Source organism: Candidatus Izimaplasma bacterium HR1, assembly GCA_000755705.1.
Lineage (GTDB): Bacteria > Bacillota_I > Bacilli_A > Izemoplasmatales > Izemoplasmataceae > Xianfuyuplasma.
The window spans coordinates 891,928-915,031 of the sequence record CP009415.1 but is presented as its reverse complement, the minus strand read 5'-3'; the positions used below and the strand labels follow the sequence as shown (position 1 = coordinate 915,031).

The window sequence follows — 23,104 nt, the reverse complement described above, 5'->3', positions numbered from 1 at the left end:
CTTACTTTTTAACAGCTTGTCTTCCTGTCTCTAAAGCGATTTTATTGATATCAATTAATTTCGCTTTACTTCCTGTAAATTTCTTTCTCATAATGCTAATTACTTCTTCATCTGTAAATAATCCAGTTACTTCTAGATACGCACCTAACATAATCATATTAGATACTTTTAAGTTACCGATTTTTCGCGCCAAATCATTGATTGGGACTTCGTATACTTTTACATCGTCACGGTATTCTAAACCTTTAACTAAGTTTGTGTTAACAAATAAGTTACCACCTTTTTTCAGTTTAGGCATAAATTTTTGTAATGATGGTTTGTTCATAATAATCGTACTATCTGGGGTGCTAATTACTGGACTGTTTACATATTCCTCAGATATGGTTACAGAACAATTAGCAGTACCACCGCGTGTTTCTGGTCCGTATGAAGGGAACCATAATGTATTTATATCTTTTGCTGTTGCGCAAAAAGATAATAATTGTCCCATTAGCATAACACCTTGTCCACCGAATCCGGCAATAATTACTTTTTCATTAATCATTATTTTTCCTCCTCTACAGTTTTATCTTTAAATACTCCTAGAGGATAATAAGGAATCATATTATCTACTGCCCAATCAACTGCGTCTTTTGGAGTCATTCCCCAGTTTACAGGACATGTTGAGATAAATTCAATTAATGTGAATCCCTTGTTATCTTTTTGAATTTGAAATGCTTTTTTAAGAGCTTTTTTTGCTCTGTTAACGTGTTTTGGATCGTGTACACTAACACGTTCAATATATGTTGCACCAGGGATAGTAGCCATCATTTCACTTATTCTAAGTGGTAATCCAGTTGTTGCTGCATCTCTACCATCTTGTGATGTTGTTGTTTTTTGTCCAATTAAAGTTGTAGGGGCCATTTGTCCACCTGTCATACCGTAAATTGCGTTATTTACGAATACGATTGTGATGTTTTCACCACGGTGTGCTGCATGGATTGCTTCTGCAATACCAATACTTGCTAAGTCTCCGTCACCTTGATATGTAAATATAATCGAATTAGGTCTAACTCTTTTAATACCAGTTGCCACTGCTGGAGCTCTACCGTGAGCCGCTTGTTGCATGTCACAACTAAAGAAATCGTAGTTTAAAGCACTACATCCAACACTACTAATTCCGATTGTTCTATCTAAAACGTCTAGATCAACTAAACATTCTGCTACTAATTTATGAATAATACCATGTGTACATCCAGGACAATATGTTGTTCTAATATTTGATAATCCTTCTGATTTTTTATATACAGTTTTGCTTTCTGGCATTATTTTTCACCTCCAACAATTTTCATAACTTGTTCCGCAATTTCTTCTGCTTCTGGAACAACTCCACCAACGCGTCCGTAGAAGTGAATTGGGTGTTTAAATTCGTCTGCTAATCTTACATCATCAACCATTTGACCAGTATTCATTTCCACTACTAATAACTCTTTTACTGTTTTAGGTATTTCTTTGAATGCATTAGTCGGGAATGGGTAAATTGTGATAGGTCTAATAATCCCACAGTTAATACCTTTTTCAGCTAAAAGTTCAATTGAAGTTCTAGCAATACGAGATGTAGAACCGAATGCAACAATTGCAATTTCAGCATTTTCCATGTTGATCATTTCATATCTTTGATGATTTTTCTTCATGTCATCATACTTTGCTTTTAATTTATAATTGTGTTGTTCTAAAACTAAAGGATCCAAATATAAACTATTAATTATATTTTTTGGTCTTCCGTTTTTTCTATTTCCATCTGCTGCCCAAGTTTTTTCTTCTAAGTCCCATTTTGGAACTTCATTTTCAAAATCGACAGGTTCCATCATTTGTCCAATTAAACCATCGACTGCAATCATAACAGGATTACGATAGTAATCTGCGATATCGAATGATTCTTTAATTAAGTCTACTGCTTCTTGTAAACTTTCTGGAGCTAAACTATATAAGTAGTAATCTCCGTTTCCTCCACCACGTGTGATTTGCTTATAATCACCTTGTGAAGGTTGAATTCCACCTAAACCTGGTCCACCGCGCATAACGTTAATAATAACTGCAGGTAATTCTGCACCAGCGATGTAAGTAATTCCTTCTTGTTTTAAAGCAATACCCGGACTACTAGAACTTGTTAAAACTCTTGCTCCTGCTCCAGCAGCACCATAAACCATGTTAATAGCAGCTACTTCTGATTCACTTTGAACAAATACACGCCCATTAGCTTGCATATGTTTACTCATGTATTCAGGCAATTCATTTTGCGGAGTAATAGGATAACCATAAAAAGCTTCGCAACCTGCTTTGATAGCAGCTAATGCCATAGCTTCGTTACCCTTCATTAGTACTTTTGCCATTATTTAGCCTCCTTAATATATCTTTCTACTGTAATAACTGAATCAGGACACATTGTTGCACAAAAAGCACAAGCAATACATTTCTCAGGTTCAGTTACCATAAGTGGAGTGTACCCTCTTTTGTTTGTTTTTGTGTCATCCAGTTTTAAAATACTAACTGGACAGTATGAGGTACATAAGTTACATCCCTTACATTCATCTACATCAATAATAATATAACCTTTTGCCATTTATATTCCTCCTATAGCCATCTTTTAGCGACTAGTCTTTCTAGTATAAGAAGTTCACCTTCAAAAATATGATCAAATGTGTGATTTTCTTCTACTACAGTGTATTTGATAGGTAAATTAAGTTCTTTACTAACCTCTTTCAAGACTTCTTCACCCTGTAAAACCTCTTCTAACGTTGTTAAATGCATTAAGTTAGTATTATTAATTAATCCAGTTACTTTCAACTGTGATTCTCCTTCTAACTTTCCAATAGCATTAACAATTAAATCTTTGTTTGCTGTTTCTGGTCTAAATATATTTACAACATATAATAAATCAATATTTTCAATATCTTTAATTCTATCCACAAACTGGATTAAAACTCTACCACCGTTTTCAGTTCCACCTAAGTCATAAATCGCAGTAACACCTGTTTGAACAAACGGGACTGCCGCTTCTCCTGAAACATATGGCATGTCACTATTTAGCTTACCTCTAATTGTAGATTCAACTAATCGTATATTGTTTGCTTCAAAAACATCATTTAATGCTCTGCTTCTAAAGTAAGGATTGATAATATCTAAATCAACAATGTAATCTAATTTGTGATTTAGTGCTAAGTTAACACTTATCTCGCTTTTCCCACTTCCGTAATGACCTGCAATAATTGTAATTCGTTTCATAATTTCATACGAAAATTCCTAACAAACACCATTAGGAATCTCTACCTCCTCATTACGCTTCAAAATGAAAGCGTTTTTAACCAGTTGTATTATATCAAATAAAAACACCATAATCAACAAACTCACCAGAAATAATGTGATTTTTTCTATAAATTGAAAACGGCCATAATAGGCCGTTAATTTTTCTGAAAACTATGAAAATACATCATATTTTTTTGAAAGAATTTTCACTACTCCAAATGACAACAGGAAGAATAGTCCAATTAAGCCAATAATACTTATCATTAATCCTAAAATTCCAATTTCACTCACTTGAAAAAACGGATATAAGAAATCTCCTGTGATAGTCCCAATAATAACTAGAAAAATCAAATAAATAACAGGAAATATAATCCATGTATATGAATCGCTAAACTTAAAGTCAAAGTCATTTCGATATGTTATCACATAACCTATTATAATTATAGGATTAATATAGTGTAAACATAGACTACCTACTAAGGCTAAGTTCTTCTCTATGTAAAGACCTTCTAAGAAGATTGAGAATACTAAAAATGTTATTGTGGTGTATATCATAACACCACCTACTAGATTTTTCCATTTTCGTGATTTCTCATCAACTCTTAAACTGAATATTAACCAAAAATATATTACAGCTAGTAAATTTGATAGTACTGTAAAATATTTAAATAGCCTTAGAGACATCATAGGATGTTCAGGGTTAACAATAAATGCATCATCAAACACAAGACTTAAGATGCCTATTGTCCCGACTAAAACAATTAGTAATCTATAATATTTTTTCATAATAATCACCTTCTTAATTATAGCACACAATAAATAGACAATAATACTGAACTATATTATAATTATATTAGGAGGTGGTTATATGAAAAGGATATTTTGCATATTATTGATTACAATAATGTCGTTTTTTTTATTGGGCTGTGAATTATTCAAAAAAAATATCACCATTTCTGAGAATGCCTTTATTGAACCAAGTGTTATTTTCGAGGATAATCAAGTAAGTGATGAAATATCTACTTTCTTTAATAGTTATGAAATAGAAGATATTATACTTCATGAAGGTATATTCGTGGTTTTGTATATAGCTGAAGATGGCAGCAATAATATTGCTGGAATCAATGATGATGAAGTATTATGGACTATCGGTCCTTTTAGATTAGGTGCTCGTATCAGCAGATACAAGGATAATATAACTGTCAGAATAATTGAGGGCTCTGGTGAAAGTAGTTACGGTTTCCTAACAAGTGACGGTGTTATTACATATCAATATAAGAATCCTATTTTCGTTTCAAAAGTCGAGAATGGATTTATTACAGTTGAAAGAGATCATATAATTGTTGATCACTCTTACTCTAGAAACTATTTATATACAATTTCTAGAATATATGAGAATTATCGTGAAGTTTTTTACACTATCACAGCTAGATACGGAATGAAGATCGAAGAATTAAATAATGATAATTATGCTATTTCTTACAAAACCATCGAGGATAAGTACATATTCAAAATAATTGATATATATGGAACCGAAATAATATCAATTGAATCTAATGATGAGGTTACTTATCAACAGGCATTAAATGGTATGTTATATATGTATTATACCGATGATTCAAAGGGATTGGTAACTAAGTTTTATAACTCTGATGGTGAAGATTTATCACCTGACATTGATATGACGAATAAAGAACTAGCATTTACAAATAACCGAATTGTATTATTTGAAGATTATAAAAGTATAGAATTGTTAGACTTTGAATTTAGAAGTAGAGGAACTTACAATCTTGATTTCAACTACGAATCACTAGTAATATCTACAAGTGATTATATAGTGTTTACTTTTGGAACACTTTCAGGTAATAACTATGCTAAGCTCGAGTATGATGGTACTTTTACTCCTTATTATGAATATACACCAGAAAATACTACTGAAATATTTGTTAAGAAATATCCAATATACAATACCGAAGACCAAATTCTATACTATATAGATGATGCAACAACATTTCTATCTAGAATAGATAAAGATGAAAAAGAGATTTGGAATCTTGAATTCGAAGGAAAGTATTCTTTTGTAGAAATCAACGATGATATTATTTATATATCTAACTCGTGGGAAGAAAGTTTAGTTAAAGTCTCTACAGAAGGAAAAATAATAGAGACACAAGAACTACTTTGTAGATTAATGATTGTGACTGATGACGGTGGATACATATGCTCTGCAAACTATGGTCTTGTGAGATATGATAGAGACTTAAACATAATATGGGAAAGAGAGTACTTACAAATATATACTATTGAAGTGGTTGTTGACGGTAATATAATTGTTACTTATCCAGATACTAAAGCATTTGATTTAATAGATCTAGGTTTCGCGATTTATAATGGTGCATTTGATTTAATTTCACCTAATGGTGATTTAATCAAAGTATTTAATAAAATCGAGACTAGTGATTATAACGACATAATACCTTATGGACTGATATTCATCTATAACGACAATACATTCTTTACTGGTTCTTATGAAGATATGGAAGCTCATAACTATACCTGGAGAAATAGTTTACTTTTTGAAATAGATGAAGAAGGAACCATTATTAATGAGCACAAGATTCTTTGCAGTTATAACATTGAAGGTTATAGTGTACTTCTTATCAAAGATAAAGATATTATCACTAGTATCAAAATACCAATAGACTACTAAAAAAGCACAATTCATCACGAATTGTGCTTTTCTTTATTTTTCTTCTAATGCCGTATTTATTTGATTGTGATATACAAAATATTTTGTATAGATAAATTCAGTTACAAAGTTAGTAATCATTGTTCCAAATAGAACGATATAATAATTCCATCCTATGTCTGTTAATGAATCTCCCTACCATAGTGAAAGGGGTGTAAATATTGCGTAGAATACCGTTACTTTCATCATAGCAATTGGTACATTGGCTGCGCTTTTAAAGGTAAACTTTCGATTTAATGTGAAGTTCCATAATACAGAAAGTATTAAAGCAACTAAATAAGATGGCCAATATATAAGATTGAATAATTCGTGAAGTATAGTGAACGATAGAATTTGAATCAATCCTGCAGAAACAGAAAAGAAAAAGAACTTAACCATATGTTCAGTATTTTCATTCTTATTTTCCATTAGTTGTCCTCCATTATTGAAAACATGTTGTTATACTCATTCTCAAGTATCTCTTTCTCATTATGCAGTTCTTGTAGTTTATCTAAATCATTGCCAAATTCATTCATTTTATGATTTATATCATTAATTTTGCTTTCAATTGATTCTAGTTCTTTATAGTAATCTACTTCTTTTTCTTTCTTAGGTGATTTAACTCGTTGCTTCTTTTCTTTTTTTACTGTTTGAATTGCCTGATCCTTCTTCATAAAACGGAAATACTCATAATCACCATCATAGTATGTAATTTGTCTATTCTCTATCTCACCAATTTTAGTAGCTATCTTCTTAATGAAGTATCTATCGTGTGAGATAAATAGAATTGTTCCAGTAAACTCTTCTAACATTTCTTCTAATACTTCTCTACTATCAATATCAAGATGGTTTGTAGGTTCATCTAAGATTAAGAAGTTCGTCTGATTAAAAGTTAATGAACAGAGTTTAAGTTTTGATTTTTCTCCACCACTTAATACTCTTATTTTCTTGAGAACATCATCTCTAATGAATAAACCTTTGGCAAGTTCTCTACGAGCTACACCTTGATTTACACTATGTGTATTCATGAAGTAATCAAGAATTGTCTGATCATCATTCTCAAAATTCACTTCTTGAGCAAGATAACCAATGTTTAGTTTTGTGCCCCACTTGAAGTCGTTATCTTCTTTGGGAAAGTCTTCTAAAAGCATTCGTAGTAGAGTTGTTTTTCCTGTACCATTATTCCCAAGAATAGCTAAACGGTCTTTATAAAACATCTCAAGAGTAGCATTTCTTAATAATTCTAAATCTCCAAATGCCTTATTTATGTTCAATGCTTCAAGCACTCTTTTACCACTTCTTGAAGTATCAGCATTCCTTAGTTTCATTTTATCATTGTCATATTTTGGTTTATCTAAGCGTTCAATTTTAGCTAGTCTTTTTTCTAATTCCTTAGCTCTTTTAAACATTTTGTCGCTATCGCGCATAACTCCCCAAATACGGTATCTTTTGATTTGTTCTTCCATACGGTTTATTTTTCTTTGTTGAGATAAATAGACTTTTAACTCTAGTAAGAATCTTCTTTCTTTTTCAATCACATAGTAACTGTAATTACCATGGAATATATGAGCTTTGTATGTTGAAAGTTCAACTATTTTCTTACAGACATTATCTAAAAAGTATCTATCATGAGAAACAATTAGAACACTACCCTTATAACTGTTAAGATACGTTTCTAACCATTCGATAGATTCTAAGTCTAAATGGTTAGATGGCTCATCTAACATTAAGACACTTGGTTCTTCTAATAGTATTTTAGCAAGAGTAACCCTAGTTTTTTCACCACCCGATAAGGTATTAAATGTAGAGTTTCTCATAACATCATTAATTCTTAAACCAGCACAAACTTTGTTTATTTTAGTATCGGTGTTATATCCGTCCATATGTTCGTAGATTTCAGTAAGACGAGAATATTCTTTTAGTGCTTTGTCAAGTTCGTTGGGACTCAGGTCACCAAACGAATGGGATAGTTCGTCCATTATTTTCTTTATTTTATATGTTTCTTCAAAAGACATTTCTAAGATTTCTAGAACTGAAACATTATCTTCATAATCAGGAATTTGATCTAGATACCCTAGTTTGGATCCTTTACGAAAAGAAACACTACCGGAATTTATGTTTTCAACTCCATATAACATTTTTATTAACGTTGTCTTTCCACTACCATTTGGTCCAATTAGTCCAATTCTCTCATTAGTTTTGATATCAAAACTAATGTTTTCAAAGATTAAATCAGCACCAAAGGTTTTAGATATATTATTGATATTTACTTCTATCATGTTGTTCACCTCTTGGTGTTATTATATTTTGAATAAGTTCTTTGCATTATTATAAAAGACATCTTCTTGATGTTCTTTTGGTATTAGTTCTTTTATGAATTTAATGTAGCTTCTAGTATCTACTAAAGGCCAATCTGAACCGTATAATATTTTTTTATAGTTATCTAGATAGACTAAACCTCTTGTTATGTGAGATACAAATTCTTGTTTTCTAAATCGTTCTACTTGATGAAAGTCACCAACAATTAGTCCACTAAGATCGATATAAACGTTAGCATTTTTAGCTGCGACCTCAGCTGCTGTCATAATCCATGGATCACCGAAATGAGCTATCATGAAGTTTATATCAGGATTCATAACAGCTAATTCATCTACTTCTAGTGGATGAGAGTATTTGAGTAATCCTTTTTGACTGAATGTATCTCCTGAATGAATAACAACAGGGAGGTTATGTTTTCTTGCGATGTCTAGTAATGGCTTATAAACATTATCATGCACATGATAATGATAGTATCCAGCATATATTTTAAGACCAACAACTTTTTCAGTAATCTGCTTTTCAAATTCATCAATATTTATATCTTGATTAGGATTAAAACCTAGACAAGTATATAGGTTGTTTGGATTAACATCTAAATCAAGTGTCATTGGATTTATACTAGTATCGTCTGGGAATATACCTTTGTTTTCTGTGACTCCCATCCCAATAGCTATATAATCTTCAAACTCGTTGTTAAATCCTTCTAAAGAATAATCAACTCTTGATTTAGAGCAAATTTCTTTAAATGACTTAATGTTTGAGAAATGAATATGTGCATCGATTATCTTCATGTTACACCTCAAATTTTATGTTTTCTAGATCTATAAGAGCTTCTTTGGTTAAGTCTTCTTTAGTAAAGATTATGAAGTCTCCTGCTTGTTGCTTAGATTCATTGTCTGGAATTGTCATGTTCTTTTCAGAAAACAGGATATTGTACTTTTTCTGTGTATCTGCTAGAAGTGTATTATCTTTGTTATATACTCCAAATTTATACTCTCTTGAACTGCTATAAAGAACTAATTTATCGGCAATCAAAGATAATTCAACCTGATTAAGTTTGTATGAAGTATTCCCTTGTTTTATAGTAGCCTGTTCTTTTTTATCATCAATTTTCAGGACGTTATACTTACTAAACTCTTTGTTTTCAATTAACTTACCAGTTTTATTTATTATGTTGGCAAATGAATGTACAACAGGTACTCCTGGCAATGTCATTGTGTATGTTTCTACAACTAACCCTTTATAATCAGGATCGTTTTCAATCATTAAAGATACTTTGATACCTTGCCACTCATTTTCAAAGTTGTCTTTGAGAGAGACAAACTCAACTTCTCTTGTTTCTTTTAAAGAGCTATTGTCTTGAATTCCACTTACTCTAGTTGTTAATCCTCCGACAAAATCACCCCACCAAGCTCTTTCTTTTGGGGTAGGATAGTTCGAATCTAACCATTCATTATCATTGAAGATCAAACTATAAATCGAATCGGCATAATCTTTCGATGCTTTAAATGTTAGCAAGCCGTTATTAATAACTAAAGAATCGTCTTCAATAGTTTGCTTAGTTGCTCCTTGTTTCTCAAATACCAATCGTTTAAATAATACAGATTTCTCTTTTATATCAACGATGATCTCTTTACTTCCAGGAGTAGCATGAATACTCTCTTGGATATTGGTTTCCTTTGAATCGACTGTAAAAGTTCCTTCTAAAGGTGCTTTTTTATTATTTATCACTTTGATTTCAACATTGTCACTAGCAAATGGGTTCCCATTATTTATATCTAGTTCGAGGAAACTATTAGTTCTCTTTTTCGTGACATTTCCAGCAAATGCTCTAAAGTCCTTAACATCCTTATGGACAAATGAACTATAGATTTTCGGTGTAATAAATGATGAGTTTTTTTCAATTTTGATATCAGCGATATCAAATTTTAGTTTCCAATCACTCAGTTTCATTTCGATTGAGTTGTCCCAACATAAACCATATCTAGCTTTTGCATTGAATAACCAATTCTCATCAATTTTTATTGAATCTAAATTACCTAAATCAGCTTCAACTATTCCTTTTACAGATAACAGTTTATTATTATAAGGTACTACATTGTCTTTCATTCTATACCATACCGGAATTGATAGAGATAGTTCTCTATCTTCACCTTCATTAATTATTTCATAGTATGTTTCTAAGATTCCAAATGTATGTTTGATATTGATTATTAATTGAATTCCTTTGAAATCATTCGAACTATATATTACTTTAACTTCATTATCAGAAATAATTTTGACTTCAGGTTTAGCTGTCGCAAATTCTAAACTATAAGGTTTCCCTAACGATGGTGCCATTAATGCACTAATATTGTTCTCATGAAATGAATTGATCATAGCTAAATTATTGCTTTTTGTGTTTAAAATAGTCACGAAGTTACCACTAACCATATAATAAAGATACTCAGCTGAGCCAATAAAGCTACTCATGGCCCCTTTAAATATTGAATAAACAATCTTATTCAATTTGTAGTTCGAGTAAGTTACTTCTGCTTTTTCTTTATAGAACCCAAACTCACTTAATGTGTACTTAATAGTTATTGATCTCTTTTCTTTTGGTTTTAATACAATCTTATTGTTCTTATCAAACTCAACAAAGTTAGAAGGAAGGTTTATTGTGAATTCCTCTTCTGTATCTAGATTGTTTTCAATATCCAAATAAGCTGAATACTGTTTATTTAAAACGTGAGTGTAGTCTAAAACACGAAGTCTAAGGTTTACTGGTTCTTTTGTTTCAACTCCAGTTTTAAATAATACATGTTTACCATTTATGTAAATATTTGCTTCAACAACTGGATGTGTTCTACTCTTATCTTGTTCTTTGTCAGTAGGTACAACATTGAACTGACCATTAAACTCAATATTATCAATTACTTTGACATCTTCATCCATAGAAAACTCTATGTTTTTATTGTTATTTCCTTTGATTTTAATAGCTAAAGGCTTATCTGTTTTATTGCTTACCACGAAATCAACCTTGTAGTTGCAATTATATACTACTTCATGATTTTCTACTGTCATCTCGATTGTATATTCAGGTGTGTCTAAGTATCTCATTCCACGACCTGTTTTTTCAAACTCACATGAAAGTGAAACATCGTTATTAACATAGTCATAGCGATAATACTCAAACCCATTTTTTTCAATTCCATCTTGTTCCATATCGATAATTCTTTTACTATCATTATAGCAGTCTATCTTATCCATATATTCATTTATTGCATCTGTTTGATATAGGTAAGGAATGAAGTTCATAAGATGTACATCCCTATTTAGTTTCTCCCAAAAGAAACCACATTTTTTATATAGAGGCATAGCTTTGATGTTTCCACTCCAAGTAAATAAATCAAATCTTGACCAGTTTGATTTTTTTGCATCCTCTATTACTTGTAATATTAATGCTTTTCCAACTTTTTTACCGTGGTACTCAGGAATTACATTTAACAAGGGTAAGTATGAAGCTCCTTCATCGTGTTGGTATAAGGAAAAACTGCAATAACCAACGATAATATCGTTGTCCATTGCTAGGTATAGTTTTATGTTACCTGATGTGGTCTCAGAACGAATTACATCCTCAGCAGTTTGTATTGTTTGGTCGTCTCCCCAATTAGAACTACTCTTGTTCCACATATCTGCAACTTGTTGTGCATATGAATCTCTGTATTCAATTATTTTCATGATAGTATCCTCTTTTCATATATTTCTCACTTTAAATTTTATCATATTATTATGATTATTTCACTATTTGTTTGAAATCCAAAGTAATAGAAAAAGACACCGTTTGGTGTCATTAGTCTACTTTTGTGAAATTAAGACTCTTTTTATATACTCGTAATTTCTCTTTAGAATCTAATAATGTATTTAGCTGATTATATGCTTTTTAGTTCGATAATAAAATTCTTCAACAATTCTAGTTGATGAGTAAATTGGGGTGCATAACTAAATTTATCTGTGTTTGAATCTTTATCGTTAGGCATAAACATCTTTTCTTTGTATTTTATCTTGATATATAATCTATTTCTTATATATGAGTATTCAACATTACCAAGTAACTTTGAATCAAGATTAACCAATACTTCTCTTAGTTTCTCAGATAAATCAACTTCGTTACCCTCTTCTTTAACATAAGTGTCAAATTGCAAATTAAAGAATGAATTAGTGGTTCTAATAATCTTATACTCATTTGGAACTAACGACTTAGACTTCTTAAATATGGTATCTTGACTGAAAACATCTTTAATGCTCAATTCATAGACCGATGAAAGTTGTTTTAAGGGAATAGCAATATCTTTTGTTTTGTAGTCATACACAATTGCGTGTCTAATATTAATCCCATCTATCTTACTAATATAAAAGTCACGACAAGATTTAATTGAATTGAATTCGTATAACCCAGTTTCAATTAACTCATTATCCGAGTAGCCACCTTTTGGGTAAAATAGATTTTGAGGTAAATGAGTATCAAGTAACTCTTGTAAAGAGTTTGATTGATCTTCATCAATTTCGATTTGAATTTCTGTTTCAATTGCCTTATAGTTATCATTCGTTTTAGATAATTTTGAAGCGCCATTACCTATTACAATGACCCCACCAATTATCAATAGTATTCCAAAAGGAATAAATAGCCCTATTACTATAAGGAATATCCCCGATGTAATAGTTGCATAACTACCACCATTCTCAGAGAACTTTGTTTCAGTTGCATCTTTTTCAGCCTTTGCTTTTGCTTCAGCTTGATGTTTTTCTCTACTCTTGTTACCCCAAAGTTTATCAACATCGAAGTAATCATCTTTCACTCTCATATTCTTAAAAGTATCTGATTCTACTTTATTATCTTCTTTCATCTCTTTATCCCCTTATAATTTATAAATTATAGTTAACTATTATATCTTTGTAAAAATTAACCGCTTCTGTGATTGTTGATTTTCTAATTGATTCATTTTTACCATGCATTTTACTTAACTCTTCATTGTCTAGTCTGGTGGGACTAAAACGATATGCACTATCAGTTATTTCACTAAAGAAACGGCAATCGCTACTTCCTAACATTATGTAAGGACTAACTAAAACGTCAGGGAAGTTTTTAATGATTGTTTCTGTTAAGTATTTATATACATCATTATCTGTTTTTGATATTGGTGACGCATCTCTATCTCCTGAAACTTCGATAGTTAGATCATGTTTTTTAGCTATATTATTTAGAACTTCATAAGTATCCTTAATCCCTTGAATCGGATGTAATCTTAGGTTTGCCATAACATAAGCTTCACTAGGAATAACATTTTCTGCGTCACTACCTTTTTGCATTGTAAAGGCAATTGTAGTTGATAATAATGCTCTACCAAATGGATTTATCTTTGGTAATAAAAATGTAATTAAAGGTTTAAACAACCACATATTCCCAAATAGATAACGGTAAGGTCCACTCATTGCTGGTGCAGCATTTATAAACATATCTCTAACTTCAGGAATCATTTTTGTTTTTAATGGGAACTTAGTTTCAACATCATTGACAAATGCACTCAATCTAGCGATTGGTGAATTCTTAGCTGGTGTTGATGAATGTCCACCTTTACTTATGGCTTTGATTGTAAAATTGACATACCCTTTTTCTAGTACCCCAATTAAAGCTAATGGTTTACTTACTGATGGTAAAGCTCCTGTAACTATTGCTCCACCTTCATCTAATACGAAGTATGGTTTAATTCCTTTTTCAGTTAAATACTCAACACTAGACAATGCCCCAGTTCCACTTGTTTCTTCATCTGATGAACTTGATAAGTAAACATCTTGTTCTGGAACATAACCTGTTGCTATTAGTTCATCTACTGCTTTAAAGAAAGCATATAGCGTACATTTAGTATCAAGTGTTCCACGACCATGAATATCTTCTTTTGTGATGTCACCACTAAATGGATCATGGTTCCAATCATTTTTATTAGCAGGTACTACATCTTGATGAGCCATTAGAACCATTGGTTTTTCACTATTTTTACCTGGCCATTTAAGAAGTAGTGCGCGACTGTCAAAAACAGTTTCATCAACAGTTTTATATACGTTTGGAAATAGTTCTTTCATTAGTACTTGGAGTTCATCAAATGATTCGACATTGTTCTCTTCTTGAGAATAAGAAATTGTTTTCACTTGAATCATTCTGCTAAATTCTTTTGCATACTCCTCAGTTTTTTCTTTGTCTATATCTAAAGGTTTTATATCATTATTCTTATCCTTAATCATAAATGAATTTATCAAAGCAATAAGCAATAATACTATTAATACCCCTAAAAGACCTAAAACTATGTATATGAAAATCATGGTGTTGCCCCCTTTTTATGTGTTGCTCCTAATTATTATTATAACACTTTAAGAGTGTAATTGTAGAAAATAAAAATACCTATAGTGCTAAGTATTTTTATTTTTGATTAACTTTATTGAATCTGTGTATAACCATTCTCTTAACTAAGTCTTTTGGAATATCCTTTTTATACGAGAACTGAATGGTAGATTCTAATACTTTATAAGGTATTAATTCTTCTTTGAATACCTTAATTGTATCTTTATGAGGATAGAAACTTACATGATTTTTAAACCCACCAAGCATAATTTTGTCGTTAAGTTTTGCATTAGGTATAAGGTCAAATGCAGGAGAACCATAACCCATAGATTCAATAACGTTAGGTGCTGCCTCTAAAATTAACGATCTTAATTCAATTAACATTTCTCTTCCTCTTTGGGATTGAGGTTTAATGTATTCTTCAAATGAATTGTACTTTTCCATATGTAACAACCTTTCTTAGTCTATATTTCTATTATACAAAAAAAAAGAGTCTCTCGACTCTTTTTATTTTACAACTAGGTTTACTAATTTATTTGGTACATATATTTCTTTAAAGATTTGCTTACCTTCAATTTGAGGGATGATCTTCTCTGCTTTTTTAGCTAGTGCTAATATTTCGTCTTTTGCCATATCAACAGATATAACTATTTTATCTCTTACTTTACCATTAATAGATACTACTATTTCAATGGTCGAAGAGACTAATTTAGATTCGTCATACTCAGGCCAACTAGCAAATACCATATCTTCTTTATGACCTAATTTTTCCCATATTTCCTCACAAATGTGAGGTGCAAATGGATAAACAATTTTAAGAACTTTCTCATAATCTTCTTTATTCACATATGTCTCTTTACCTAGAACGTTCACTAAACTCATTAGTTTAGCAATAGCGGTATTGAATTTAACATTCTCGATATCTTCGCCAACACTCTTAATTGTTTTATGAAGTTCTGTTTGATAATTGTCATTTGGTTTATCTGAAAGTTTATCTTCTAAACGAGCTAGTTTATCTAGGAATCTACGAGACCCTTTTACTCCATTAGGATTCCATGGAGTTGCTTGTTCATAATCCCCAATAAAGAGGATATATAAACGTAATGTGTCTGCACCAAATTCTTCAATTATTTCAATTGGGTTAACAACGTTACCTTTAGATTTTGACATTTTGTCGCCATCTTCTCCAAGGATTAAACCTTGTGCTGTACGTTTTTTATATGGTTCTTTTGTAGGGACTGCTCCAATATCATATAGGAAATGATGCCAGAATCTTGAGTAGATAACGTGTCGAGTAACATGTTCCATTCCACCGTTATACCAATCAACTTGTAGCCAATATTTTAGTTTATCAAAATCTGCTAAAACCTCTTCATTTTTAGGATCAGCATATCTTAAGAAATACCATGAACTACCTGCCCATTGCGGCATTGTGTCAGTTTCTCTTTTAGCTGGTTTTCCGCATTTAGGACATGTTGTGTTAACAAATTCAGGAATGTTAGCTAGAGGACTTTGTCCATCTTCTCCTGGTTCAAAATTTTCAACTTCAGGAAGAATTAATGGTAATTCATTTTCAGGTATATGAACCATTCCACAATCTTCACAATGAATGATTGGAATTGGTTCTCCCCAATAACGTTGGCGGTTGAATGCCCAATCCTTCATTTTATAGTTAGTAGCTTTTTTACCTATTTCTTTTTCTTCGAGGAATTCTAGAATTTTAACTTTGGCATCTTTTACACTAAGTCCATCAATAATACCAGAGTTAACTAGTGTTCCTTCATTAGTATCAGTATATGCTTCTTTTGTTATGTCTCCACCACTAATAACTTCAATGATTTCACAACCAAATTTAGTAGCGAATTCATAGTCTCTTGAATCATGAGCTGGTACTGCCATAATAGCACCTGTACCATAACCAATCATGACATAATCAGCAACAAAAATAGGAATTTCTTGATCATTAACTGGATTAATAGCGGTAAGTCCATCAAGACGAACACCTGTTTTATCCTTAGCTAATTCTACTCTTTCAAATTCTGTTTTCTTTCTAGCTTCTACTTGATAAGCTTTCACTTCATCCATATTCTTAATACGTACTTCTTGACGTTTTAAGATATCATGTTCTGGAGCAATAACCATAAACGTAGCTCCAAACAATGTATCAGGACGAGTTGTATATACTTGCATAACTTCGTCTGTATCTTTCACTGTAAAATCAACATGAGCTCCAGTTGATTTTCCAATCCAGTTTTCCTGTTCAATTTTTATACGAGGAAGTGTTTCAAGATCATTCAAACCTTGAAGTAATTTTTCAGCGTATTCAGTTATTTTTAAGAACCAAACATCTTTTTCTTTTTGAACAACAGGAGTTCCACAACGGTCACATTTTCCACCTTGTGAGTCTTCATTAGAAAGAACTACTTTACAACTTGGACAGTAGTTTACATATGTTTTATCTCTAAAAGCTAACCCTTTTTTAAATAATTGAACAAAAATCCATTGAGTCCATCTATAGTAATCTTTATCTGTTGTATCAACAGTACGATCAAAATCAAAACTGAAACCAGTTTGCTGTAATTGATTTAAAAAGGTTTTGATATTAGTATCAGTAACTTCACGAGGATGAGTGTTGGTTTTAATTGCGTAGTTTTCTGTAGGTAAACCAAACGCATCAAACCCGATTGGGAATAATACATTATATCCTTCCATTCTTCGTTTTCTTGAGACAATTTCCAAACTTGCGTAAGCTCTAATATGTCCCACATGCATTCCTACTCCACTTGGATATGGGAATTCTACAAGATTATAACATTTTGGTTTTGAATCAAAATCAATCGCTCTAAAACGTTTCTTTTCATACCAATGTTTTTGCCATTTAGCTTCAACACTTTTGTGATTGTATTCCATCTTTCTCACTCCTTTTAGATATAAAAAAAGCCCGTCCTAAAATAAGGACGAACTTATAATGTCCGCGGTACCACCTTGGTTTCTAGTTAGACTAGACTCTTTAAACTCTTAACGTGAGTTAACGATGCACGCTTGACTTACCTGCACGTACACAACTCCCTAGACTAATTCATAAAATTACTAACTCCTAAATTTCCAGCACTATTTAGGTCTCTATAAGTCTTCTTTTTACTACTACTTCTAGTTCACAGTATTTCTATAATGTATGATAACATATGGTATTTTCCTTATCAAGGCTTTTTACGTAATCTCTTGTATAATTCCATACTTAGTTGTGAATTTTGTCTAATAGCTACAAACAATAAAATTATTACTAAGAAGAAGTTCAAGTTATATAGACTATTTAGAATAAGGATTATATATAAAGCAGTTGATGAGTATGCTGTCATTGTGAATAGTTGTTTGAACTTAACCTCTCTAAAACGCATTCTAAGCATCCACGAGCTTAATAGGATAAAGATCATAAACATAACTAGATTTGTTAGGAAATCAAATACTATCATTCCAGCTCCCCATGCTGTTTTTGTACTTATTAAATATGAATCAGTTGCATCAAAGATAGCATCAAAGAAAGCTTCTTGATCTGTTTCATATAAACCAAAATCTAAGTTTTGAATTCCTGAAGGTAACTCACTAACAGGTACTTGGAATAGATCTTGTCCTGAAATTACAACATGTAAAGTCTCACCATGTATAACCATATTATATCCAGTTTCTTGGTAAATACTTGGGTTCCAATTATCAAATGAATCAGTAAAGAAAGTAACCATAACCGTTTGATAAACAAATGTTGATTCTTTCGCACCACATTCTAAACTACTATCAACAATCATACATGTCTCGTTAACATCCACGAATTCTTCTTGTACTGCTTCTTTAGTCCTTTGATTTATTCCATCAAAGGTAATAATGTCAATTGTCATTCTTGTACTTAATAGTAAAGCAAAAAACAATATATAAAGAAACACTTTAAAAAGTGAGTCGTCTTTAAAATTCACGATATTCCTTGGAGAGATAATACTATTATAAAATCTTGTATACATTTTCATCACCTTGAATTATTATAACATAGTTTTTTCATATTTTGTGTTAAAATGATGAAGAGGTGAGATTATGAATTTAATGACAAAAGAGAAACCATACAACACATTAAATGCTTTCTATCGAGACAAATTTGGTAAGAAGGTTTTCAAGGTATCATTAAATGGTAATTTTACTTGTCCGAATCTAGATGGAACTAAAGCTACTGGTGGTTGTGTTTTTTGCACAGAAAGCGGTAGTGGCGACTTTGCTGGTGATAAGAATGATTCTTTGGAAACCCAGTTTAAACAAGTAAAAGATATGATGAGTATGAAATGGAAAGACGCTTTTTATATCGCATATTTCCAGGCAAATACTAATACATATGGACCCATCGATAAACTTAGAAAATTATATTATAAGGCAATTAGTTTAGACCCTAATATTGTTGGTTTAAGTATTGCAACAAGATGTGATGCACTAGATGAAGAAACTTATGATCTACTTAGTGAATTAAATGATAAAACTTTCCTTCAAGTAGAACTAGGATTACAATCAATTCATGAAAAAACAAGTGAGTTTATCAATCGTGCTCATTCATTAGAATGTTTCACAATAGCAGTAAAAGAATTAAGAAAAAGAAATATCAATGTTGTAATTCATATTATCAATGGTTTCCATATCGAAACTAAAGAAGACATGCTTGAAACAGTTAAGTTTATAAATACTTTAGATATTCAAGGCATCAAAATTCATTTATTACATATTATGAAAAAAACTAAATTAGGACATATGTATTTAAATGAACCTTTTAAAGTCTTATCTTTAGAAGAATATGTGGATATCGTAGTAGCTCAGATAGAAATCTTAGATCCTAATACAATCATCCATAGGATTACAGGTGATAGTCCTAAGGAACTTCTAATAGAGCCTAAGTGGAGTTTAAAGAAATTCATCGTTATGAATGAAATAGATAAGGAATTGAGAAAAAAAGATAGTTATCAAGGTATAAAATATAAGAGCGAAGAATAATCTTCGCTCTTTTTTTTGATTAGTTTAATGGTTGGATGTTTGTTACAGTAACAACTGGTTTTTCTTCATTACCAACATAGACATCTCCTGTTACAATGTTGATTGACACCTCAGTTGTACTAAGATTATTTGCTATTTTTAGATTGATATATGAGTTTTCAAGAAGTATTTCTTCATCACGTCCTATATTACCTTCATATAGTAATTCTAATTCATCCAATTCGAAATCATATCTATATATTTCCGATAAAGTAAGCAAAAATAACTTGTTATCAATTTTTGCGAACTCAATAACTCCGTCTTTTAGTTCGATTGAATTTTCTATTTGTAATGAATCTAGATTGAAAATATTAATGTAGTTACCATTTAGGAAGTAAACTAGATTCTGATCTTGATAAACTGGTATTTTAAAATATTCAGAACCAACACTAGTTTCACCAAATTCAAAAGAATCCACTTTTTGAAAGGTCATATTGAATTTCTCGACACTGTTACTTCTAAACAAGAAAATCTCATTGTCATACTCGTATATATGTTGAACATAATCTTCTCCGAGATCAACAAAAGTACTAAAATCACCTAGCATGGCATGATTCATCTCAGCCTGTCTGTAGCCTAAAACTCCCGCGCTAGTTATAAACAACGGCACTAATTCAACCTCAGTTGTGAAATCAGTAACATCTAACTCGTTTGTATCTGTATTAAAAACAAACTTTGAGAAGTGAAAAGATTCGCTATAGTAAGCAAAATAGAATGTATCCCCATCAAAGAGAGTCTTCATTATTTGTACACCAAAAACATTCCCATCCTGAGTTGTTTCAGACATTTGCTCAGAATTCATTTTGTTTAAGTCGAATACTTTTCCTGAAATGTTATGAATGATAATCCCCTGAATATCACCATCTGGATGACTATCAGATATCATTCTAGACAAGAATGTTTCTCTATCTAAATTTGAATCTATAATTTGAAGATTATATAAGAACCCGTTTAAAGGCTCTTCAAGTTTTGTATCCATTACTATATACTTAAAATCGTTTTCTATACTCTCAAAATCATTTCCAGTATAGTAAAAAACAAAGGAGTAGTTTGCAACAACTTCTAAATACAGAATACTATTATCAACTTCAACTACTTTATTATCCTCATTGTAAAAATCTACTATGCTTACTTCCCCATTTTCATTAACGGTTACTAATCTCTCTGGTTCTGGTTCTGGCTCCGTTTCTGAATCTGCACTAACTGTAGTAATATTATATGCATTCTTTTCCTTCTCAACAGAAGAACTTGTTCCAATAAAACTTGCATTATTAAAGTTTACATGTAAATTTGAAAAGTCAATCTTTTTATTACCACTTAAATTGCACGATGATATTGTCATCACAACAATTATAAGTAAAACCGAAACTACTTTTTTCATATGTTATCCCTCTTCATCTAGTATTTTTACTCAAGTAAAATTATAACATAAATTGTAACAATATATAATCTTTTATTTTGATGCTTGTAAAGACCATTAACGCCTTCTATATTGGCTATATAACTGATTATCAAGTGTTCTAAGTAAAATTCCATAGAAATGGTATAATATATGTGTAAGGTCTGTTGCAAGTCGTTTTTTTATTGAAAGGGGATTAATTATGACATTATTTATTTGGATTGCACCATTACTACTAGCTATTTTTACTACACTATTGTTTAATAAGAGAACTGCTACTAACTCTATCCATGAGAACTTTCTTCTTTATTCTATAATAGATATAGTTAAAACTTATTCTTTTATGATGATATTTTTAAGTTTGATTATTAATCAGAGGTTCTATTTTCCTTTGCTATTTATTGGATTACTCATAGGTAGCACGCTAATACATTTATTGCTAAATAAAGATCAGGACCAGGACATACCTGTTGTATATGAGACATTAAAGAATAATGTTGTCATACAGATGACAACTATCGTTTTGTTCTTAGTTTTTATGTATATATATAGAGATGCCTCGACCAGTTTGCTGGCAATTCTATTTTCAGTTCTAAGTACTTTTGTATTATTTGTTTTATCCTATTGGATGAAAAAAGTACCCTTACCACTATGGGATTATATTGAACTTAAGTTGGAAATGTCATATCACTTAACTAAACTTGTAGCTTATTTTTCTTATGCATTTGCTGTATCATTAGCTATAGTGATATTTTTCTTAACAACAAAAGCATATGTGCAAGTAAAAATTGATCCTGAGAACACATATTATATTGAAAAAATTGATAGAGAAAATGTTTTTGATTGGAATCAAGTTATGATCATAGACTCTATAATAACTGTAGAAGATAACGGCTTAATTAACAGTACTCGTTTATTGATTAAAGATGAGGATAATATTGAATACTTAGTAGTTCTTGATTACAGTGAAAGCATCCTTGTCCCAGGTATGAAATACTACCAACTATCTGAAGAGAATAAAGAAGACTTAGGAAATAATAGCAGATTATATATATCAAACAGCAATATCATACCTTCTAGTTCTGGTTTGTATAGATATGTTGGTAATGATGTAACTATAGTTTCAGGTACAGAAGACAAAATGACAGGATATATAATTAATGATGGGATAAAGTTTTACTTGGTAAAGGAAGACAATCAATCTTACTTATTACTAAACACTGTTTTTGAAACAATAGAAATAATATTAGATCAGGATCTAGAGATAATAAATAACCAGTTGTTTATTAAAGATGAGGAAAATTATACAAACTATTTTGAAAGCACCGAAATATTTAAAATCGTAGAGAACGCCGTACCGTTCTATGATGTGTCATCGGGAACCTTATATCAGATTGTCTATAAGAGCGATGAGGCAATAATTAACATTGCCAAAAATGAAACTACTGTCGAGGAATCTATTACAATAAATGTAGATGATAAAATCATTCCAATATTTAATGGTATCTTATATAATCACTATCAGTTCTCATATCAGGATAAAACACGCAAACTTAATGAGAACTTAGTAGTTTTTTCAATGAAGAAATCTAATGATAGTTATGATGGTTTTCTGATTTACAATGAGAATGAGTATTTTGTAAACTCAGATAATCATACAACAATATCAGTCTTTGATAAAGATAGTTTGAGCTCAGAATTAACCTATGAGTTAACAACATACAACTTTGTAGGAAATGAAACTAGGTTAAGAATTAACATGATAAATATACTCATCCGTTATAGTATATTTATAGCATTGTTCTTATTTGTGCCTATAACTAATTATGAAAAGCATAGTACATTTGATAGTATTTTTAGAGATAACGATTAAATATAGTTCAAAAGAATAATAAAAAAGTGAATCCCCTAGTGCTACTTACTGGGGATTCACTTT

General features: G+C 30.9%; 19 protein-coding genes and 1 other annotated feature. Of the genes, 3 read left to right on the top strand and 16 right to left on the bottom strand.

All coding sequences use genetic code 11. The features are described from left to right. Position 1 precedes the first annotated feature (1 nt). The 6 genes from KQ51_RS04525 to KQ51_RS04500 form a co-directional block, all read right to left on the bottom strand. The gene (locus KQ51_RS04525; protein ID WP_038469450.1) at positions 2-544 is read right to left on the bottom strand and encodes a 2-oxoacid:acceptor oxidoreductase family protein; all 543 of its coding nucleotides are present in this window, start codon (positions 542-544) and stop codon (positions 2-4) included. Further along, the gene (locus tag KQ51_RS04520) at positions 544-1,305 is read right to left on the bottom strand and encodes a thiamine pyrophosphate-dependent enzyme (RefSeq protein ID WP_038469446.1); all 762 of its coding nucleotides are present in this window, start codon (positions 1,303-1,305) and stop codon (positions 544-546) included. Before KQ51_RS04520 ends, KQ51_RS04525 begins: the two co-directional genes overlap by 1 nt. Then, complete coding sequence (locus KQ51_RS04515) at positions 1,305-2,372, bottom strand: 3-methyl-2-oxobutanoate dehydrogenase subunit VorB (RefSeq protein ID WP_038469444.1); 1,068 nt, start codon at positions 2,370-2,372, stop codon at positions 1,305-1,307. The genes KQ51_RS04520 and KQ51_RS04515 overlap by 1 nt, the downstream gene beginning before the upstream one ends. Continuing rightward, positions 2,372-2,602, bottom strand: coding sequence for a 4Fe-4S dicluster domain-containing protein (locus tag KQ51_RS04510; protein ID WP_038469440.1), 231 nt, complete (start codon positions 2,600-2,602; stop codon positions 2,372-2,374). Before KQ51_RS04510 ends, KQ51_RS04515 begins: the two co-directional genes overlap by 1 nt. An 11-nt stretch (positions 2,603-2,613) precedes the next feature. Beyond that, positions 2,614-3,264: a hypothetical protein gene (locus tag KQ51_RS04505; protein ID WP_038469437.1), complete on the bottom strand. Its 651-nt coding sequence runs from the start codon at positions 3,262-3,264 to the stop codon at positions 2,614-2,616. Positions 3,265-3,456: 192 nt separating this feature from the next. Continuing rightward, positions 3,457-4,071, bottom strand: a complete 615-nt coding sequence (locus KQ51_RS04500; RefSeq protein ID WP_038469434.1) for a Pr6Pr family membrane protein — start codon at positions 4,069-4,071, stop codon at positions 3,457-3,459. An 82-nt stretch (positions 4,072-4,153) separates the two neighbouring features. Between KQ51_RS04500 and KQ51_RS04495 the strand changes: the two genes are divergently transcribed. After that, a complete protein-coding gene (locus KQ51_RS04495; RefSeq protein ID WP_038469431.1) occupies positions 4,154-5,995 on the top strand; it encodes a hypothetical protein in 1,842 nt (613 codons plus the stop codon). Between the two features lie 174 nt (positions 5,996-6,169). On the opposite strand, the gene KQ51_RS04490 is transcribed toward KQ51_RS04495, so the two are convergent. The 9 genes from KQ51_RS04490 to KQ51_RS04450 form a co-directional block, all read right to left on the bottom strand. Then, positions 6,170-6,442 carry a GtrA family protein gene (locus KQ51_RS04490; RefSeq protein ID WP_232958017.1) on the bottom strand — a complete coding sequence of 91 codons (273 nt, stop codon included), beginning with the start codon at positions 6,440-6,442 and terminating at the stop codon, positions 6,170-6,172. Beyond that, a complete protein-coding gene (abc-f, locus tag KQ51_RS04485; protein ID WP_038469428.1) occupies positions 6,442-8,292 on the bottom strand; it encodes a ribosomal protection-like ABC-F family protein in 1,851 nt (616 codons plus the stop codon). The genes KQ51_RS04490 and abc-f overlap by 1 nt, the downstream gene beginning before the upstream one ends. Positions 8,293-8,313: 21 nt before the next feature. Continuing rightward, complete coding sequence (locus KQ51_RS04480) at positions 8,314-9,123, bottom strand: amidohydrolase family protein (protein ID WP_038469425.1); 810 nt, start codon at positions 9,121-9,123, stop codon at positions 8,314-8,316. Position 9,124: 1 nt separating this feature from the next. Next, on the bottom strand, positions 9,125-12,052 hold the full coding sequence (locus KQ51_RS04475; RefSeq protein WP_038469422.1) for a GNAT family N-acetyltransferase: 2,928 nt from the start codon (positions 12,050-12,052) through the stop codon (positions 9,125-9,127). Between the two features lie 191 nt (positions 12,053-12,243). Continuing rightward, the gene (locus KQ51_RS04470) at positions 12,244-13,218 is read right to left on the bottom strand and encodes a DUF3137 domain-containing protein (protein WP_038469419.1); all 975 of its coding nucleotides are present in this window, start codon (positions 13,216-13,218) and stop codon (positions 12,244-12,246) included. Positions 13,219-13,237: 19 nt separating this feature from the next. Further along, positions 13,238-14,689, bottom strand: a complete 1,452-nt coding sequence (locus tag KQ51_RS04465; protein WP_038469416.1) for a M20/M25/M40 family metallo-hydrolase — start codon at positions 14,687-14,689, stop codon at positions 13,238-13,240. A gap of 97 nt (positions 14,690-14,786) precedes the next feature. After that, entirely contained in the window at positions 14,787-15,152 is a 366-nt protein-coding gene (locus KQ51_RS04460; protein ID WP_038469413.1) for an iron chaperone, read from the bottom strand. 63 nt (positions 15,153-15,215) lie between these two features. Further along, the gene (leuS, locus tag KQ51_RS04455; RefSeq protein WP_038469410.1) at positions 15,216-17,618 is read right to left on the bottom strand and encodes a leucine--tRNA ligase; all 2,403 of its coding nucleotides are present in this window, start codon (positions 17,616-17,618) and stop codon (positions 15,216-15,218) included. Between the two features lie 40 nt (positions 17,619-17,658). Beyond that, positions 17,659-17,876, bottom strand: a binding site (T-box leader). Positions 17,877-17,908: 32 nt separating this feature from the next. Next, complete coding sequence (locus KQ51_RS04450; protein WP_038469407.1) at positions 17,909-18,721, bottom strand: DUF1189 family protein; 813 nt, start codon at positions 18,719-18,721, stop codon at positions 17,909-17,911. A 70-nt stretch (positions 18,722-18,791) separates the two neighbouring features. On the opposite strand from KQ51_RS04450, the gene KQ51_RS04445 reads away from it, so the two are divergent. Then, positions 18,792-19,730 carry a TIGR01212 family radical SAM protein gene (locus tag KQ51_RS04445; protein ID WP_038469404.1) on the top strand — a complete coding sequence of 313 codons (939 nt, stop codon included), beginning with the start codon at positions 18,792-18,794 and terminating at the stop codon, positions 19,728-19,730. Positions 19,731-19,749: 19 nt separating this feature from the next. Here KQ51_RS04445 and KQ51_RS04440 read toward each other — a convergent pair whose 3' ends face one another. Then, positions 19,750-21,150, bottom strand: coding sequence for a hypothetical protein (locus tag KQ51_RS04440; protein WP_038469401.1), 1,401 nt, complete (start codon positions 21,148-21,150; stop codon positions 19,750-19,752). 220 nt (positions 21,151-21,370) lie between these two features. Between KQ51_RS04440 and KQ51_RS04435 the strand changes: the two genes are divergently transcribed. Continuing rightward, positions 21,371-23,041: a hypothetical protein gene (locus KQ51_RS04435; RefSeq protein ID WP_038469398.1), complete on the top strand. Its 1,671-nt coding sequence runs from the start codon at positions 21,371-21,373 to the stop codon at positions 23,039-23,041. The last annotated feature ends 63 nt before the right edge of the window (positions 23,042-23,104 follow it).

Excerpts from the sequence above, each read along its gene's own strand:
- KQ51_RS04475 (WP_038469422.1), bottom strand. The coding sequence starts at position 12,052 with ATGAAAATAATTGAATACAGAGATTCATATGCACAACAAGTTGCAGAT.
- KQ51_RS04480 (WP_038469425.1), bottom strand. The coding sequence starts at position 9,123 with ATGAAGATAATCGATGCACATATTCATTTCTCAAACATTAAGTCATTT.
- abc-f (WP_038469428.1), bottom strand. The coding sequence starts at position 8,292 with ATGATAGAAGTAAATATCAATAATATATCTAAAACCTTTGGTGCTGAT.
- KQ51_RS04490 (WP_232958017.1), bottom strand. The coding sequence starts at position 6,442 with ATGGAAAATAAGAATGAAAATACTGAACATATGGTTAAGTTCTTTTTC.
- KQ51_RS04495 (WP_038469431.1), top strand. The coding sequence starts at position 4,154 with ATGAAAAGGATATTTTGCATATTATTGATTACAATAATGTCGTTTTTT.
- KQ51_RS04450 (WP_038469407.1), bottom strand. The coding sequence starts at position 18,721 with ATGTATACAAGATTTTATAATAGTATTATCTCTCCAAGGAATATCGTG.
- KQ51_RS04460 (WP_038469413.1), bottom strand. The coding sequence starts at position 15,152 with ATGGAAAAGTACAATTCATTTGAAGAATACATTAAACCTCAATCCCAA.
- KQ51_RS04500 (WP_038469434.1), bottom strand. The coding sequence starts at position 4,071 with ATGAAAAAATATTATAGATTACTAATTGTTTTAGTCGGGACAATAGGC.
- KQ51_RS04505 (WP_038469437.1), bottom strand. The coding sequence starts at position 3,264 with ATGAAACGAATTACAATTATTGCAGGTCATTACGGAAGTGGGAAAAGC.
- KQ51_RS04440 (WP_038469401.1), bottom strand. The coding sequence starts at position 21,150 with ATGAAAAAAGTAGTTTCGGTTTTACTTATAATTGTTGTGATGACAATA.
- leuS (WP_038469410.1), bottom strand. The coding sequence starts at position 17,618 with ATGGAATACAATCACAAAAGTGTTGAAGCTAAATGGCAAAAACATTGG.
- KQ51_RS04465 (WP_038469416.1), bottom strand. The coding sequence starts at position 14,689 with ATGATTTTCATATACATAGTTTTAGGTCTTTTAGGGGTATTAATAGTA.
- KQ51_RS04510 (WP_038469440.1), bottom strand. The coding sequence starts at position 2,602 with ATGGCAAAAGGTTATATTATTATTGATGTAGATGAATGTAAGGGATGT.
- KQ51_RS04445 (WP_038469404.1), top strand. The coding sequence starts at position 18,792 with ATGAATTTAATGACAAAAGAGAAACCATACAACACATTAAATGCTTTC.
- KQ51_RS04525 (WP_038469450.1), bottom strand. The coding sequence starts at position 544 with ATGATTAATGAAAAAGTAATTATTGCCGGATTCGGTGGACAAGGTGTT.
- KQ51_RS04515 (WP_038469444.1), bottom strand. The coding sequence starts at position 2,372 with ATGGCAAAAGTACTAATGAAGGGTAACGAAGCTATGGCATTAGCTGCT.
- KQ51_RS04470 (WP_038469419.1), bottom strand. The coding sequence starts at position 13,218 with ATGAAAGAAGATAATAAAGTAGAATCAGATACTTTTAAGAATATGAGA.
- KQ51_RS04520 (WP_038469446.1), bottom strand. The coding sequence starts at position 1,305 with ATGCCAGAAAGCAAAACTGTATATAAAAAATCAGAAGGATTATCAAAT.
- KQ51_RS04435 (WP_038469398.1), top strand. The coding sequence starts at position 21,371 with ATGACATTATTTATTTGGATTGCACCATTACTACTAGCTATTTTTACT.